General features: G+C 70.8%; 16 protein-coding genes. 9 read left to right on the forward strand and 7 right to left on the reverse strand.

Annotated elements, in window-relative coordinates:
- Positions 1-75 precede the first annotated feature (75 nt).
- The 4 genes from ACQPZW_RS25010 to ACQPZW_RS25025 all read right to left on the reverse strand — a co-directional run bounded on the left by ACQPZW_RS25010 (position 76) and on the right by ACQPZW_RS25025 (position 3674).
- Positions 76-1575, reverse strand: coding sequence for an effector-associated domain 2-containing protein (locus ACQPZW_RS25010; protein WP_433788453.1), 1500 nt, complete (start codon positions 1573-1575; stop codon positions 76-78).
- Positions 1576-1708: 133 nt separating this feature from the next.
- The gene (locus tag ACQPZW_RS25015; protein WP_433788454.1) at positions 1709-2593 is read right to left on the reverse strand and encodes an alpha/beta hydrolase fold domain-containing protein; all 885 of its coding nucleotides are present in this window, start codon (positions 2591-2593) and stop codon (positions 1709-1711) included.
- 10 nt (positions 2594-2603) lie between these two features.
- Positions 2604-3083, reverse strand: coding sequence for a YfbM family protein (locus ACQPZW_RS25020; protein ID WP_433788455.1), 480 nt, complete (start codon positions 3081-3083; stop codon positions 2604-2606).
- Positions 3084-3203: 120 nt separating this feature from the next.
- Positions 3204-3674, reverse strand: a complete 471-nt coding sequence (locus tag ACQPZW_RS25025) for a nitroreductase/quinone reductase family protein (protein WP_433788456.1) — start codon at positions 3672-3674, stop codon at positions 3204-3206.
- Positions 3675-3821: 147 nt separating this feature from the next.
- Between ACQPZW_RS25025 and ACQPZW_RS25030 the strand changes: the two genes are divergently transcribed.
- The 4 genes from ACQPZW_RS25030 (at position 3822) to ACQPZW_RS25045 (ending at position 6315) form a co-directional block, all read left to right on the forward strand.
- Positions 3822-4298 (forward strand): macro domain-containing protein, encoded by a 477-nt coding sequence (locus ACQPZW_RS25030; protein WP_433788457.1) that lies wholly within the window; start codon positions 3822-3824, stop codon positions 4296-4298.
- A 105-nt stretch (positions 4299-4403) separates the two neighbouring features.
- Positions 4404-4796, forward strand: a complete 393-nt coding sequence (locus tag ACQPZW_RS25035) for an STAS domain-containing protein (RefSeq protein ID WP_433788458.1) — start codon at positions 4404-4406, stop codon at positions 4794-4796.
- Positions 4797-5000: 204 nt separating this feature from the next.
- Entirely contained in the window at positions 5001-5726 is a 726-nt protein-coding gene (locus ACQPZW_RS25040; RefSeq protein WP_433788459.1) for an STAS domain-containing protein, read from the forward strand.
- A 37-nt stretch (positions 5727-5763) separates the two neighbouring features.
- A complete protein-coding gene (locus ACQPZW_RS25045) occupies positions 5764-6315 on the forward strand; it encodes a thymidine kinase (protein WP_433788460.1) in 552 nt (183 codons plus the stop codon).
- 48 nt (positions 6316-6363) lie between these two features.
- Here ACQPZW_RS25045 and ACQPZW_RS25050 read toward each other — a convergent pair whose 3' ends face one another.
- Positions 6364-7092 carry a short-chain dehydrogenase gene (locus ACQPZW_RS25050; protein ID WP_433788461.1) on the reverse strand — a complete coding sequence of 243 codons (729 nt, stop codon included), beginning with the start codon at positions 7090-7092 and terminating at the stop codon, positions 6364-6366.
- A gap of 47 nt (positions 7093-7139) precedes the next feature.
- Between ACQPZW_RS25050 and ACQPZW_RS25055 the strand changes: the two genes are divergently transcribed.
- On the forward strand, positions 7140-7514 hold the full coding sequence (locus ACQPZW_RS25055) for a winged helix-turn-helix transcriptional regulator (RefSeq protein WP_433788462.1): 375 nt from the start codon (positions 7140-7142) through the stop codon (positions 7512-7514).
- Here the strand turns inward: ACQPZW_RS25055 and ACQPZW_RS25060 are convergent.
- Together ACQPZW_RS25060 and ACQPZW_RS25065 are read right to left on the reverse strand one after the other, a co-directional pair.
- Positions 7493-8311 (reverse strand): GNAT family N-acetyltransferase, encoded by an 819-nt coding sequence (locus ACQPZW_RS25060; RefSeq protein WP_433788463.1) that lies wholly within the window; start codon positions 8309-8311, stop codon positions 7493-7495. The two genes, ACQPZW_RS25055 and ACQPZW_RS25060, sit on opposite strands and share 22 nt — an antisense overlap.
- 323 nt (positions 8312-8634) lie before the next feature.
- Positions 8635-8967, reverse strand: a complete 333-nt coding sequence (locus ACQPZW_RS25065) for a cold shock domain-containing protein (protein WP_433788464.1) — start codon at positions 8965-8967, stop codon at positions 8635-8637.
- A 210-nt stretch (positions 8968-9177) separates the two neighbouring features.
- On the opposite strand from ACQPZW_RS25065, the gene ACQPZW_RS25070 reads away from it, so the two are divergent.
- The 4 genes from ACQPZW_RS25070 to ACQPZW_RS25085 all read left to right on the forward strand — a co-directional run bounded on the left by ACQPZW_RS25070 (position 9178) and on the right by ACQPZW_RS25085 (position 13005).
- Entirely contained in the window at positions 9178-10350 is a 1173-nt protein-coding gene (locus ACQPZW_RS25070; protein WP_433788465.1) for a S8 family peptidase, read from the forward strand.
- A 420-nt stretch (positions 10351-10770) separates the two neighbouring features.
- Positions 10771-11085 (forward strand): hypothetical protein, encoded by a 315-nt coding sequence (locus tag ACQPZW_RS25075; RefSeq protein WP_433788466.1) that lies wholly within the window; start codon positions 10771-10773, stop codon positions 11083-11085.
- A gap of 664 nt (positions 11086-11749) precedes the next feature.
- On the forward strand, positions 11750-12553 hold the full coding sequence (locus tag ACQPZW_RS25080; RefSeq protein ID WP_433788467.1) for a hypothetical protein: 804 nt from the start codon (positions 11750-11752) through the stop codon (positions 12551-12553).
- Positions 12550-13005, forward strand: coding sequence for a hypothetical protein (locus tag ACQPZW_RS25085; protein ID WP_433788468.1), 456 nt, complete (start codon positions 12550-12552; stop codon positions 13003-13005). Before ACQPZW_RS25080 ends, ACQPZW_RS25085 begins: the two co-directional genes overlap by 4 nt.
- Positions 13006-13056: the final 51 nt, after the last annotated feature.

Consider the following 13056-nt stretch of genomic DNA (forward strand, 5'->3'; position numbering starts at 1 on the left):
CCGTCACACGCCACCGGGACAGCGGTCGCAGCGCCCGGGAGATCGCCTCCCAGGTCTCCGCCGTGTCGTCCCCGGTCACCAGGTCTCCCCCGTCCCGCGGTCCGGAGCGCCGAGCGTGTCGGGCCTGCGCACCGGGTCGTCCCAGAGGATGGTCAGCCGGTGGCCGATGTGACCGTCCCGGAGATCGGGTTCGAGCCGAAGCGCCTGATGCCGCAATTCTTTCGCACGCTGCGGCAGTTGTCCTATGCCTCCGTCGGTGACCAGACCGGTGACCGCTTCCCGGAACTCGGCGCTGGTACAGTCCCCGCGATGCCAGATGATCACCGGCAGCCCGGCACGAAGGGCCGCCTCGATCTCCAGCTGGCCGGTCGCGCCCATCTGTGCCGGCGGCTCGCTCAGGACCAGCGACACCACCCGGTCGTCGGCTTTCAGCTCCGCCTCCAGCCGGGTGAAGTAGTCCTTGCCGCTGGGATGGCTCCAGTAGACGACGCTCTGGGCGGGGGCGGTGAGGAGCTGACGCCAGCGCTGGTTCCAGGCGCGATGCCAGCGCTGGGTGCGCAGACGCTCGAGCGAGCGCACCACCACGGGGTAGTCCATGGCCAGTGCGATCGGCCGTGAGCTGCCGGTCTCCTTGCGCCAGCGGTCGACCCCGACGTTGAGCAACTCCCACGGCAGGACGAACTCCACCACCACGGTGCCGGTCCGGGCCGCCCAGTCGATCTCCATCTGCTCGATCAAGCGTTCCACCTCGCGTTCCAGGTCGCTGAGGCGGACCAGGAGGGGCTCTCCCCGCCGAGAATGCCAGGAATCTGCCCCATACCACTGCCGGAAGTGCGACAACGCATACATGTCGTCGCCGCCGCCCGGGTCCAGGTGCGGCTCGATCTGAACCACCAGGTACGAGGTGGTGTCCATCGGCTGCTCGCCGCCGCGCTCCAGGTGGGCCCGCCGGTGTGCCAGCTCCGCCGTCAGTTTCTGATCGGTGGCCAGCCGGTCGTTGCGGAGCCTGATCGACCGTTTGCCCTGCGCGTCGACCTGGTCCTCGAGCAGGGCCAGGAAGGCCATGCTGGGCGGCAGCCCGTCGGGCCCGGCGTTCTGCCCGGCGAGGTGCACGAACGCCTGCCAGGCGTTGGAGCACCAGGAGGGTGGGCCGGGCGAGCGGTGCTCGGTGGCGCGCTGGTAGAGAACGGTCAGATTGGTGGGCGTGAGGGTCTCCAGGAGCGGGCGCAACCGGGTCCAGTCGTCCGGGGTGAGGACCTCGGCCGCCTCCCACTCGTCACGCAGGCGCCGCAGCTGGACGACCTCCTCGGTGCCGGGCTCCAGGTGCTCGACCGTCTCCACCAGGATCTGGAGCCCGTCGGTGAGCTTGCGGCAGGCGCGCACCAGCTCGGCCGTCTGCAACCGCAACTCGGCGTGCTCGCGGAGCGGGAACTGGCCGAGGCGGTCCCGGAGCTGCTCGACGAGGAGCTGGCGGCCGGGCTGCCCCTGCATGAGCCGGGTGCGTTCGAGCACGCCGACAAGCACCGTCTGAAGCCGGTGCCGCACCTGGTCACCGCTGGTCTGCGCAGTCTTCATATACCCAAAGGTCGATGGCGTGGCGGTCGGAGCCCGGGCCGGGCCTGGCCGTCACAGGCTACCCTCTGGCGCTCCCGGAGGGGACCTTCGACCACGATCAGGGACGTGTCGGCCCGTGCCTGGGCGAATGCGGTCATCGGGCGGTCGAGGCGCGGATGTGGGCGATGATCGCGTGGCGGCCGGCGCGGGCCTCGGGGACGGGGAGCAGTGGATAGACGTGCACGGCGCCCCGCTCCTCGTGGTAGGTCAGGGGCACCGAGGACGGCAGCCGGTCGCGGAGCAGGCGGCAGTCGGGCAGGGTGATGTCGCGGGTGCCGACCAGGATCTGCAGCGGTGGCAGGCGGGTCAGGTCGCCGAAGAGCGGACTCAGACGCGGATCCTGTAGCTGGATGCCGCCGGCCCAGGCGTCGGCCAGCGGGCGCAGACCGGGACGGCGCAGCCACGGGTCGTGGGGCTCCACCCGGTCGACCTCGGGGTTGCTGATCGACAGGTCCAGCCAGGGGGCGATCGCGGTCACGCCGGCCACTCCCCCGGCCGTGCCGGCGACCGCCTGGGCGGCCAGCAGGGCCAGACCGCCGCCGGCCGAGTCGCCGGCCAGATAGCAGCGGCGGCCGCGGGCCGTCTCGGCGGCGATCACGGCGGTCACGAGCTCCAGCGCCTGCAGACCGTGGTGGGCGGGGGCCAGGCCGTAGATCGGGACGGCGACCTCGTGGCCGGTGCCGTCGGCGATGTGGTCGATCAGTGACCAGTGCTGGCGGACGATCTCGCTCGTGTAGGCCCCGCCGTGCAGGTAGATCACGGTCATGCCGGTGTCGTCGCCGTGCGGGCGGACGCGGTGCACGTCGAAGCCGTGGTCACGGGTGGTGCTCACCGCGAACCTCCGCCGGATCGCCGCGGGCGGCTGCGAAGGGCCCTTGGGGCGCGCGAGGTTGCGCAGCCCCGCCTGCTCGGTCTCGTAGTTGCGCCGCCGGGTGAGCCTGACGAAGGCGGCCACCGCGGACATCTGCCAACTCGTCACGGTGCCTCGCTCACATCGCGGTGAAGATGACGGCACGGCCCGCGGCTGCGGCGCGCTGGTAGAAATCCCGCAGGTCGGCGAGGTTGGACCAGGTATACGCGAAGTCCTGCTCGTCGGCGGCCCCGGCGTAGTCGTCGTCGAAGTCGCCGAACCGCTCGCGCAGCCACGGCTCGTCGATGTCGAGCAGGGCCGCCGCCACGTCGCGCACCTCGCCGGCGGTCACGTGCACCACATACGCCTCGTCGTGCAGGTGACGGCCGCCCGCGACGGCCAGCGAGAGCGGTGGGCTGCCCGCCTCGGGGTCGAGGGAGCCGTCGGTGAGGCAGCGGTGGATCGCGTCCCACGCCTTGTCCGTGTCGACCTTGAGGGCGTCGTCGGCCCACTCCTCCTCGAGGTCGCCGATGATCTCACTGACCGTGTCGTCGTCGCCGTCGGCGTCGAGCAGCCGCTTCTCCTGCTCCGCGGTGATCGCGAAGTGCACTCCCAACATGGCGCCGATATTAGGTCGCCCGTATGACAGGAACGTTCCCGCCCGAGCGACCCGCGACCCCGGAGGCAGCGGCGCACGGCTGTGCCAGTGGAGTCGCGCGCCCGCCGGGCCGAGTGGGGCTCACCCGTCCCGGGGCTCCAGGACGATCACGGCGGTCGGGGTGGCCCGGCGCGACGCGTACGCCTCCAGGTCCTTGTTGTTCTCCCGCCACAGCGTCCAGAGGCGCTCACGTTCGGCGCCCTCGGCGGCACGGGCCCGGACCAGGCGCTCGCCGTCCGGCCAGACGACGTGGGCGTCCGGGTGGGCCTGCAGGTTGAGCCACCACGCCGGGTCGCCCTCGCCCCAGCCGTTCATGGCCAGGGTGGTCAGGTTCGGGCCGTCCTCGACGTAGGCGAGGATCACCGGCCGTTCGCGGCCGGTGCGGCGGCCGGTCACGGTGAGACGCATCGTCCCCCAGTGCTCCGGTCTGGCCCGCTGCAGGGCGAACCGGCCGCCGGTGACGCGGTAGAGGGCCCGGTGCACCACCCAGGCGGTCCGGATGAACCATCGCGGCGGCAGCCACGGAGCTTTGGTAGGCGGATTCTCTGACAACACCGATCACCCCAGACGGAGTCGTTGGCGATGCTCTGACCATCCACTGTGTCACCGCTGGGCCAGCCCGGGACCGGCGCGGCGACTGCGCGGTCCGGGCGGATATCACGATCGCGGGGCGGGTGGTGCGTACGCGAAGATCGTCGGATGTCGGCAGTGAGATACCTCAAGGGTGACGCGACCAGCCCGCAGGCCAAGGGGCCGAAGATCATCGCGCATGTGTCGAACGACATCGGCGGATGGGGCAAGGGTTTCGTGGTGGCGATCTCCCGGCGCTGGAAGGAGCCGGAACGAGCGTTCCGGCAGTGGCACCGGGAGCGGGCCGGCAACGACTTCGGGCTGGGCGCGACCCAGCTCGTACAGGTGCAGCCGGACGTGTGGGTGGCCAACATGGTCGGGCAGCGCGGCATCCGGACGGGCAGCGGCGGGCCGCCGGTGCGGTACGACGCGATCGGGCGCTGCCTGCACACCGTCGCCGAACACGCCGCCGAGCTGGGCGCCTCGGTGCACATGCCACGGATCGGGTGCGGGCTGGCGGGCGGCCGGTGGGAGCGGATCGAGCCGATGATCACGGCCGCGCTGTGCGCCCGCGACATCCCGGTGACCGTTTACGACTTCGACTGACCGGTGGCCGCCCTGTCGACTGCCCGCCGGGGACATCGCGGCGTAAGGTGGCGGTGACACCTTCAGCAGTGAGGGGCTACCGCCGCGTGCCTGACAGGGGTCCAGATGAAGTTCGCACACGCCACCAGCCGGCTCACCGTCGTGGTGGGCGAGGCCGACTCCGACGGCTGTATCCGGGTTGCGCTGATCGGTGAGTTCGACTACGACGAGACCCGCCAGGTCACCGAGGCGGTCTCCGGCGTCGTCGACCGGTGTGTGCCGACGCACGTCACGCTGGACGCCACCAAGCTGACCTTCCTCGACTCCGCCGGGATCCGGGCCCTGCTGGAGTGCCGCGCCCTGACCGACAAGGTCGGGGCCGGGCTGTCCGTCGAGGGAGTGACCCCGATCGTGTTCCAGGTGCTGCGCGTCACCGAGCTCGTGGACTATCTGGCCGTCACCACGGTCCGGTCCGGCGGTGTGCGCGACGCTCCCACCTCATCCCGGCGCGGCGGCTGACCCGCCGCCGTCCTGACCCGCCGCTGTCCCGACCGGCGGCCGTCCCTGGCGGCGCCGTTCCGTGTCTTGACCCGGCGAACCGTGCAGCGCGGCGGCGCCGTTCCGTGTCCTTACCCAGCGGCCGTCTGGCCCGGCGGCGCCGGATGATCGGACCGCTCGACTTCCGGGCGTTGTCCATGCGCGGCGGTGAGCGACAATGGGTGGATGACGGCCATCCGATGCGACGTCGAGTCGATCGGCACGCGGCTGCTGGTGCGAGTCACCGGCCAGCTCTCCGTGTCGTCGGCGCCGCAGGTCCGGATGACCCTGATGAAGTGCCTCGTGGAGCAGCCCGACGCGGTCGTCCTCGATCTGGGCGGTCTGGGCCTGGCCGAGTCGGCCGCCGCGTCGGTCTTCCTGGCCGTGTCCCGGCAGGCCGCGGTGTGGCCGGGCACGCCACTGCTGTTGGCGGCGCCCGCTCCGGAGCTGTCCCGGTTGCTCGAGGGCGGCGGCTACGGCCGGCTGCCGGTGTTCGGCACGGTCGACGCGGCGATGAGCGCCGATCCGGGGCCACGCCTGCCGACGATCAGCGACATGATGCTGCCGGCCAGCGGGGCGTCACGCCGGGCGCGGGACGTGGTCGCCGACGCGTGCCTGCGCTGGGCCCTGCCGCATCTGACCGACCGGGCCTCGGTGATCGCCGGCGAGCTGGTGACGAACGCGGTGGTGCACGCCCGGACGATGCTGAGCCTGCGGCTGACGTTGAGCCACCGCTATCTGCTGCTGGCGGTCCGTGACGGCTCGGCCCAGGTGCCGCTGCTGCCGGGCCGGGCGTCGACCGATCCGGACGCGCCACGAGGGATGCTGCTGGTGGACGCGCTGTCGACGCGGTGGGGAAGCCAGTCCACCCATGACGGCAAGGTGGTGTGGGCCACCCTCCCGCGATCATGATTTGGCGCACGGCCGGGTGGATGGCACGGTGTGCGCCATGGACCTGACCGTGATCCTCGGCCCGATGAAGGGCGGCAAGTCGCTGGAGATGATCAGCCTGCTGTCGCCGTTGCAGTATGCGAACATCCCGCATCGGGTGTTCCAGTCGGCGCGGCACGGGCGGGACACGGCGGTCATGTCACGGTCGGGCGGCAGCCTGCAGACGGTGAAGGTGCACACGCTGGCCGGGGCGGCCGACGGCGACGTCGAGGTGATCGGCGTCGACGAGATCCACATGTTCACCGTCGACGACATCGCGGTCCTCGGGGCGGCGGTCCGCTCGGGGGTGCGGGTGGTGGTCGCCGGGATCGACCTCGACCACCGGGGGCAGCTGTTCGCGCCGGTGCGGGCGCTGTTCGAGCTGGCGCCGGCCGAGGTGATCTACCGGCGGGCGGTCTGCGACGTGTGCCGCTGCCTGGACGCGACGCACACGCAGGTGCTGGAGCACGGCAAGCCGATGATCCGCGAGCTGGCCCCGTCGACGGCACTGCCCGACGACGGCACCTACACGTACGAGGCCCGCTGCCGTCGATGTGTCGTTCTCCCGTGAGGTCGGCGCTCCGACGAGGCCGGCCGGCAGCCGGATGACAACCGTGGGTCATTCCCGGGCGGCCCGGATCACGTCGTAGAGCCGGGCCGCGTCGCTCTTGTCCGGCAGGGGCACCGTCCGCCCTCGCCGCAGCGCGGTCAGCGGTGCCGTCGGCGGGTCGTCGAGCAGGGCTTTCAACGGGACGGCGGCCCTTTCCACCGACTGGCCGAACACCTTCGCGGCGCCACCGACGAGGGTGCGTACCGGCTGGTCGAAGTGGCGGTGCATGCCGCTGTCGACGAACAGCGGGTTGTAGAGGACGTACCGGATCGGGCTGCCCGGAGCGTGGTCGGCGAACCCGGCGCCGAGCAGGTCGTTGGCCCGTGCCACCTGCATCGTCGCGGTCAGCAGCGAATAGCCCCGGGTCAGGGTCAGGTCATCCCAGTGGACGCGGCCGGCCCGGATGCCGGCGACCCCGCACAGGTTGAGGATCATCGGGTTCGGGCTGCGCTCCAGGGCCGGGCGCAGGCCGTCGGCGAGAAGGTACCGGGCCAGCACGCCGATCGCGAACGTCCGCTCGTGCCCCTCGGCCGTGACGATCCTCCTCCGGGAGAACTGGCCGGCCGACAGGACCAGGGCGTCGATCCGGTCCGGCAGCCGTTCGATCAGGGCGCGGGTCTGCGCGACCGACGTGAGGTCGGCGTCGGCGCTGCCGAGCGCGATCACGTCGCCGTCGAGGGACGATGCCAGGGCCCGGCCGATTCCGCGGGTCCCGCCCGCGATCACCACAGTGCGCATACTGGGATCGTCGACGACGCCGGCCGCGCCCGAAAGAAGGCACATTCATGTCACCGGTCCTGCCGCTGCCCGTCACCACGGCCGATCGCGAGACGTGCACCGCCACCGATGTGCTGCGGCTCGTCGGGGAGAAGTGGAACGTCCTGATATTGGTCGTCCTGCGCGACGGCGGGCCGGCCGGCTTCAACCGGCTGGACCGTACGGTCGAGGGGCTCAGCCGCCGCATCCTGACCCGCACGCTGCGCAGCCTGGAAGCGGACGGCCTGGTCAGCCGCAGTGTCACCGCCTCACACGTCGAGTACGCCCTCACCGATCTGGGCGCCTCGCTCCTCCCGTTGGTCCTCGCGGTCGGTGAGTGGGCGGTCGAGCACGCCCCGCGGATCGCGGCCGCCCGCGCCGCCTACCACAGCGGCTTGCGGTAACGGTGGTGGCTGGTCACCACCCGGAATCCGAGCTTCTCGTACAACGTGCGGGCGCCCGCCGGATCGTGGCCCTCGGTCCGCAGCCGGGCCGGGCCGCCGAGATCCGCCAGCACGCGGCTGAGCAGCGCCGACGCCAGGCCCCGCCGCTGGAAGTCCGGATCGACGCCGACGTCCTCGATCTCGTCGCCGTGCGCGGCCACGAACCCGGCGATCCGCTCCCCCGACATCGCCACCAGGAACGACGACCGGTCCGACCGGCACAGCCAATCCCGCAGACGGTCGGCCGAGGGCAGGATCACGAACGGCCGCCCGGCCCACGCTCGCTGCGCGAGGCGCCACAGATCACCGGCATCGTCCACGGTCGCGGTCCGCACGGCGATCCCTTTCGGCAGATCCCTCGGCGGTACGGGCGAAGCGTCCCGCCTCATCCAGACCATCGTGAAGATCCGTGCGTACCCCCGGCTGGCCAGCAGCGCCGCCCGGTCGTCCTGGCCGTCGTCGGCGTTGCCGCCGAGCATCACCGTCCCGCTGAGCCGCCGCTGCTCGGCGAGCCGGGCCGCGGCCGCCTCGCTGGCGTCGAGCAGCATCCCGCCGAGCCCGCGCCGCCGGTGCGCCGCGCGCACGTGCCCCTGTGTGAGGAACAGATGCACCCCGTCGTCCTCGGTCCACGACCGCAACGAGGCCCACCCGGCGACGGTCCCGTCGCCGGCCGCCGCGACCAGCGACCACTCCGCGGGCTCGAGCCGCTCGTCGACCGCGTCCCCGGCCCGCAACGGCCGCAATTGATACCCCGCCATGTCTTCGCACTCTAGGGCGCTTCCGACGGCGAGGTCCGCAGCCACCCGGCCGCGACCTTGCCGCTCAACCAGCGCGGCGGGGCTTGCGTGGTATCCGTCCAGAAGACCGCGGAACACCTCCGGGTGCAACTCCACGACGGTCGAGGCAGCTCGGAAGGTGTCACGCATGTCGACCCAGCGGACCGGGCCGGAGTCTTCCAGCACGTGTCGCGCGCGGTGGTGCAGCGGGCCGTGAGCGAGCTCCGACAGGCGGTCATCCCTCGCGAGACGGCGTGCATCATCACCGATCAACGCGACGTACGCATTCCGCGGCATGGCTCGGTCTACGGCTGCGTCCCCGCTGCGTCGTCCGAGTGAGGCGCATCGAACGTCGATGTGAGCATGCTGCGGTAGACCGCAGAGCCGCCGCCCTCAGCTCGAGGTTCGTCGGGCGGCTCGACACCCTCCGTCCAGACCTTCACTGCCCGGTAGTCGAAGCCGTCCTGGCTTGCAGCCTCGTAACGGAATGAGACATGCCGGCCGTCCGTCAGCTCTCGATAGCCGTCCATGGCAATGACGGAGAAGTGCACCCAACACCCGCCCGGCACATCCGGCCCGTCAATGACGCCCCAACCTTCGTCGGCGTGGAAGATGCGCACTGAGCCAACGCTCGCCATCCACCCAGTGTGCACGACTGCCGGTGCCGCGCCCGTCCTGCTCTGCCGCGATCCGCTCGCTCACGAACGGGTCTCGACCTCGCCCCGCTGACACAGACCAGGCGAGCCTTTTGTACCTTTTGTAGGCATTATCTCTTTTCAAGATTGCCCCAGCTGAACGCGTAGAGCAGGCGAGGACAAGTTATGGCAAAGTACACGATCTTGCGCGATATGAGCCGACAGAACGTGGCGGGCCCGTTCGAGGCCGCGATCTCGGACCGGGAGGGAGCAGCGCCCAGCAGCGCCAGGATCGAGGTCGAGTCGCTGGACAAGCGGGACATCCGCACACTCGCGCGCGATCCGCAGGTGCGGGCCATCGCGCCGGTCATGCCGATCGCGCTGGTCCGGCCGGTGGACATGGAGGGCCACCAGCCGGAACCGGAAGCCGCCGCGGCCGGCCCGACCTGGGGCGTCGAGGCGGTCGGCGCCGACGTCTCGGCCTTCACCGGTTCGGGCGTCACGGTGTGTGTTCTGGACACCGGGATCGACGCCGGGCACAAGGCGTTCAGCGGTGTCACGCTGGTGCAGAAGGACTTCACCGGGTCCGGCAACGGCGACAAGCAGGGCCACGGCACACACTGCGCGGGCACGATCTTCGGACGCGACGTCGACGACACCCGGATCGGCGTGGCGCCCGGGGTCACCAGGGCGCTCATCGGCAAGGTCCTGGGCGACGACGGCAGCGGCAGCACCGACGGGATCCTCAGCGGCATCCAATGGGCGGCGGTCGAGCAGAACGCCCACGTCGTCTCGATGTCGATCGGGATCGACCTTCCTGCATTCGTACGGCGGCAGGTGGAAGGCGGCATGCCGGCGGATCTGGCCGCGTCGGCCGCGTTGCAGGCGTACCGGGCGAACGTGCGGGCCTTCGACGCGTTGATGGAGATGATCCGTAGCCGAGAGGTGTTCGAGAACGGCAGCGTGATCGTCGCAGCGGCCGGAAACGCCAGCCGCCGGCAGGTGAACCCGGACTTCGAGATCGGCGTCGAGATGCCGGCAGCCGCTGATGGCGTGATCTCGGTGGCCGCCCTGCAGCAACCGGCCAGGGCCCTGCAAGTCGCCCCCTTCTCCAACACGTTCGCGAACATCAGCGCTCCCGGTGTCGGCGTCGTCTCCGCCAGGCTCGGCGGCGGCCTGGTCAGCCACAACGGCACGAGCATGGCCGCGCCGCACGTCGCCGGAGTCGCCGCGCTGTGGTGGGAGCAGGTCCTGACCACCGCAGTGCCCGCGACGACGGCCCGCGCCGCAGTGGTCGCCAAGCTGCTCGCCGGCGCGACGACGAACGGATTCGCGCCGGGTGTCGACCCGGCCGACCGCGGGGTGGGCCTGGTCCAGGCCCCGTAGTTCGCCGGAGCAGTTGCTCGGCAAACCGCGGCGGTGGCCCGGTTCGGGCGTGCAGCGGGGGCGGTCCCACGTCGACGGCGGGCCGCCGCCGGTGTCATTCTCCGAAGGCGTCTGTACGGAAGTCCGCACTCCTCTCCACAGGTAGGTGCGGGGCCGGCTCCCGCCGTACAGCGCGGGATCCGGCACGGGGCAGAGTTGGTCGCCGGCCATCAGATGGTCGAGGAGCCGACCGGTCACCGCTCCGGCTGACGAGATGCCGAGCGTCGGGTCGTCGCTCGGAAGAATCTCCCGTAGGTGCACCGCTGCCCTGCACCCGGAATCGTGGGCGCCGCGCCCTGCGCGGGCACGACAACGATCCTGGCCAGCGCCAGTTGGTCGAAGCGTGGGGTGTGACTACCTCGACAGCACCCCAGTCCACCGTTGCCGCGTCTGATGGCGGCCGCGGTGGCCGCGTACCTCGGCCGTTACCGGGGTCAGTCTCGGCTGCACACCGACTCCCACCTGAAGGTGTTCCCGCGCTGGCCGGCTGACCAGGTGTCGCTACCCCGACGGTGGCAACGGGCGATCGACCGCGCCGTCGAGGAGCGTGATGACGGCCCGATCTCAGGTAGCTCGTGCGGCGCTCGGATGGACCGGCACGCGGCGAGGCGGCGGCTCAAGCACCCGGCCGAGACCGCCGAACTACGGATCCCGAAGATGCACCAGCACATGCTGCGCCACATTCTCCCCGCTTAGTTCCCGTGTTGCGATTGCCTGCCACAGGGTGATTGAGCTGGGGATTTGGCGGTTGCGCTGAGGCGTGTGGTGTTTCTACCGTCGGCAGCCGTGATCTTGACTTTCTTCTCTGCCCGGGGCTGGCAGTCGTGGGATGTGGAGCATCGGCCGTTGATCCCGGAAGGCATGCCGGTGCTCGTTGACGACGATCTGCGGTTCGAGGACGGTCCTGCTGCTCAGCGTCCGGTGGTGGTAGTGAACCGGTGGTTGCGGGAGTTACCGGCCAGTGGTGCCCCCGCGGCGAGTTCGTGGGCGACGTATGCGCGGGTGGTGAAGGACTGGGCGGAGTTCCTGGCCGCGCATGGCGTCGGGCTGTTCGAGTCGCGGGAGCGGCTGAAAGCGGGGTTGCGCCGGTACGCCGAGCACCGGGCCGCGGGGCCGGTGAAGGTGCGGTTCGCGGCGACGACGCGGGGCCAGCACGGGAGCATCCTGTCGCTGTTCTACCGGTGGGCGATGGCCGAGGGCTACGCGCCGGCGGAGCCGTTCACCTACCGCGCCGCGCGGGCGCTGTTCGCCGGGCCCGGGCGGGAGGTGCGGGTGAACCTGGCAATGGATCGTGGTCGAACCCGCCTGTCAGGCCGTCGAACTCGCCGAACAACTACACCGCAGCCCACACGACGAAGCCTTGCTCTTCGGCCGCTTCGCGTTCACCGTCCGCTACACCTGGTTCAAGAACTGGGTCAACTCGCCGGCCGGGCAACGGCTCGGACTCGCCGCGATCCCGGACGGCCCGGTGAACCTCAGAATGCTACGCAGAACCCTGGCCCTGGAACTGGCTTACCGACCCGGCGGCGTCCTCGCCTCCAAGATCCATCTCAAGCATGTCGCCGTCGCCACCACGGAGGGCTACGCCTGCCGCCCCGGCGGCGCGCAAGCCGAGCTGCTGTCCGAGGTCAACAAGCACGAGTCCGACCGCAACCTCGACCTGGTCCTGGCCGAGTTCCGCAACTACCAACAGGGCATCCTGCCCGCCGGCCCCGGCGCCCGCAGCCTCACCGCGTTCTTCGCCAGCATCGATACCGAGATCACCGCAGCGTTCGAGACCACGCCGAAGATCCAGCACAACGACCGCGACATCCTCAACCTGCTCACCAAACGCGCCAAAGTCCTACACCTGGGCCCGGCAAACTACTGCTGGTTCACCGACCCATCCCGCGCCCTCTGCCTCAAAATCGCCGGCACCCCGACCGCCGACCGACCGCTCGTCGGAATGTGTGACTCGGCCCGCTGCCCGCAAGCCACCCACCACCCCACCCACCGGCCGGTCTGGGCCGAGCACGCCGAGCGGACCAAAACCTTCATCGGCCAGCTCGGCAAGACCCGGACCGTTGAACGCGACCGCCTGCGCGCTGACCACGACCGGGCCCTGCGCGTCATCGCCGAGATCGACGCCGCGACCACACCCCAACCCAACCAGGACATCCCATGAGAATCACTACGCAGCAGCGAACCGAGAACCAGAACCGCGTCCGAGCAGCAATGGACCGGCTGCTCCGCGGCGAAATCCCACCCGGCGGCAACTGCGACATCAAGACCCTCGCCCGCGAAGCCGGCGTCGACCGCACCGCATTCTACGGCAACCGGCCCTACGCCCATCTGCGCGAAGAGTTCGAAGCCCGACTCCACACTCTCCAACAGCAAGGAACCCTCCCCGACCCGCGACTGGCACAAATCACCCGGCTGAAAGCCGAGAACACCGCCCTGCGTCAACGGCTGACCGAACGCGACGAAACGATCGCCGAACTCGCCGCATTCAGAAACGAGGCGCTGTCCCGGCTCGCCGCTCAACACGACGAGATCACCCGTCTGCGGACTGCCGGCCCGGCAGCAGCCAACGTGCGGCGCCTACCGACGCGCAGCACCCAGATCGGCCCGTGCTGAGCCCGGCCCCGAGCACTATCGTGCTGACGGCAGCGCATCGAAAGGATCAAC

It is taken from the genome of Actinoplanes sp. CA-252034 (genome assembly GCF_050956125.1).
Taxonomy (GTDB): Bacteria; Actinomycetota; Actinomycetes; order Mycobacteriales; family Micromonosporaceae; genus Actinoplanes.

What these genes read in the sequence shown, in the direction of transcription:
- ACQPZW_RS25010 (WP_433788453.1), bottom strand. Translation starts at nt 1,575, where the DNA reads ATGAAGACTGCGCAGACCAGCGGTGACCAGGTGCGGCACCGGCTTCAG.
- ACQPZW_RS25020 (WP_433788455.1), bottom strand. Translation starts at nt 3,083, where the DNA reads ATGTTGGGAGTGCACTTCGCGATCACCGCGGAGCAGGAGAAGCGGCTG.
- ACQPZW_RS25030 (WP_433788457.1), top strand. Translation starts at nt 3,822, where the DNA reads ATGTCGGCAGTGAGATACCTCAAGGGTGACGCGACCAGCCCGCAGGCC.
- ACQPZW_RS25035 (WP_433788458.1), top strand. Translation starts at nt 4,404, where the DNA reads ATGAAGTTCGCACACGCCACCAGCCGGCTCACCGTCGTGGTGGGCGAG.
- ACQPZW_RS25040 (WP_433788459.1), top strand. Translation starts at nt 5,001, where the DNA reads ATGACGGCCATCCGATGCGACGTCGAGTCGATCGGCACGCGGCTGCTG.
- ACQPZW_RS25045 (WP_433788460.1), top strand. Translation starts at nt 5,764, where the DNA reads ATGGACCTGACCGTGATCCTCGGCCCGATGAAGGGCGGCAAGTCGCTG.
- ACQPZW_RS25050 (WP_433788461.1), bottom strand. Translation starts at nt 7,092, where the DNA reads ATGCGCACTGTGGTGATCGCGGGCGGGACCCGCGGAATCGGCCGGGCC.
- ACQPZW_RS25055 (WP_433788462.1), top strand. Translation starts at nt 7,140, where the DNA reads ATGTCACCGGTCCTGCCGCTGCCCGTCACCACGGCCGATCGCGAGACG.
- ACQPZW_RS25060 (WP_433788463.1), bottom strand. Translation starts at nt 8,311, where the DNA reads ATGGCGGGGTATCAATTGCGGCCGTTGCGGGCCGGGGACGCGGTCGAC.
- ACQPZW_RS25065 (WP_433788464.1), bottom strand. Translation starts at nt 8,967, where the DNA reads ATGGCGAGCGTTGGCTCAGTGCGCATCTTCCACGCCGACGAAGGTTGG.
- ACQPZW_RS25070 (WP_433788465.1), top strand. Translation starts at nt 9,178, where the DNA reads ATGAGCCGACAGAACGTGGCGGGCCCGTTCGAGGCCGCGATCTCGGAC.
- ACQPZW_RS25085 (WP_433788468.1), top strand. Translation starts at nt 12,550, where the DNA reads ATGAGAATCACTACGCAGCAGCGAACCGAGAACCAGAACCGCGTCCGA.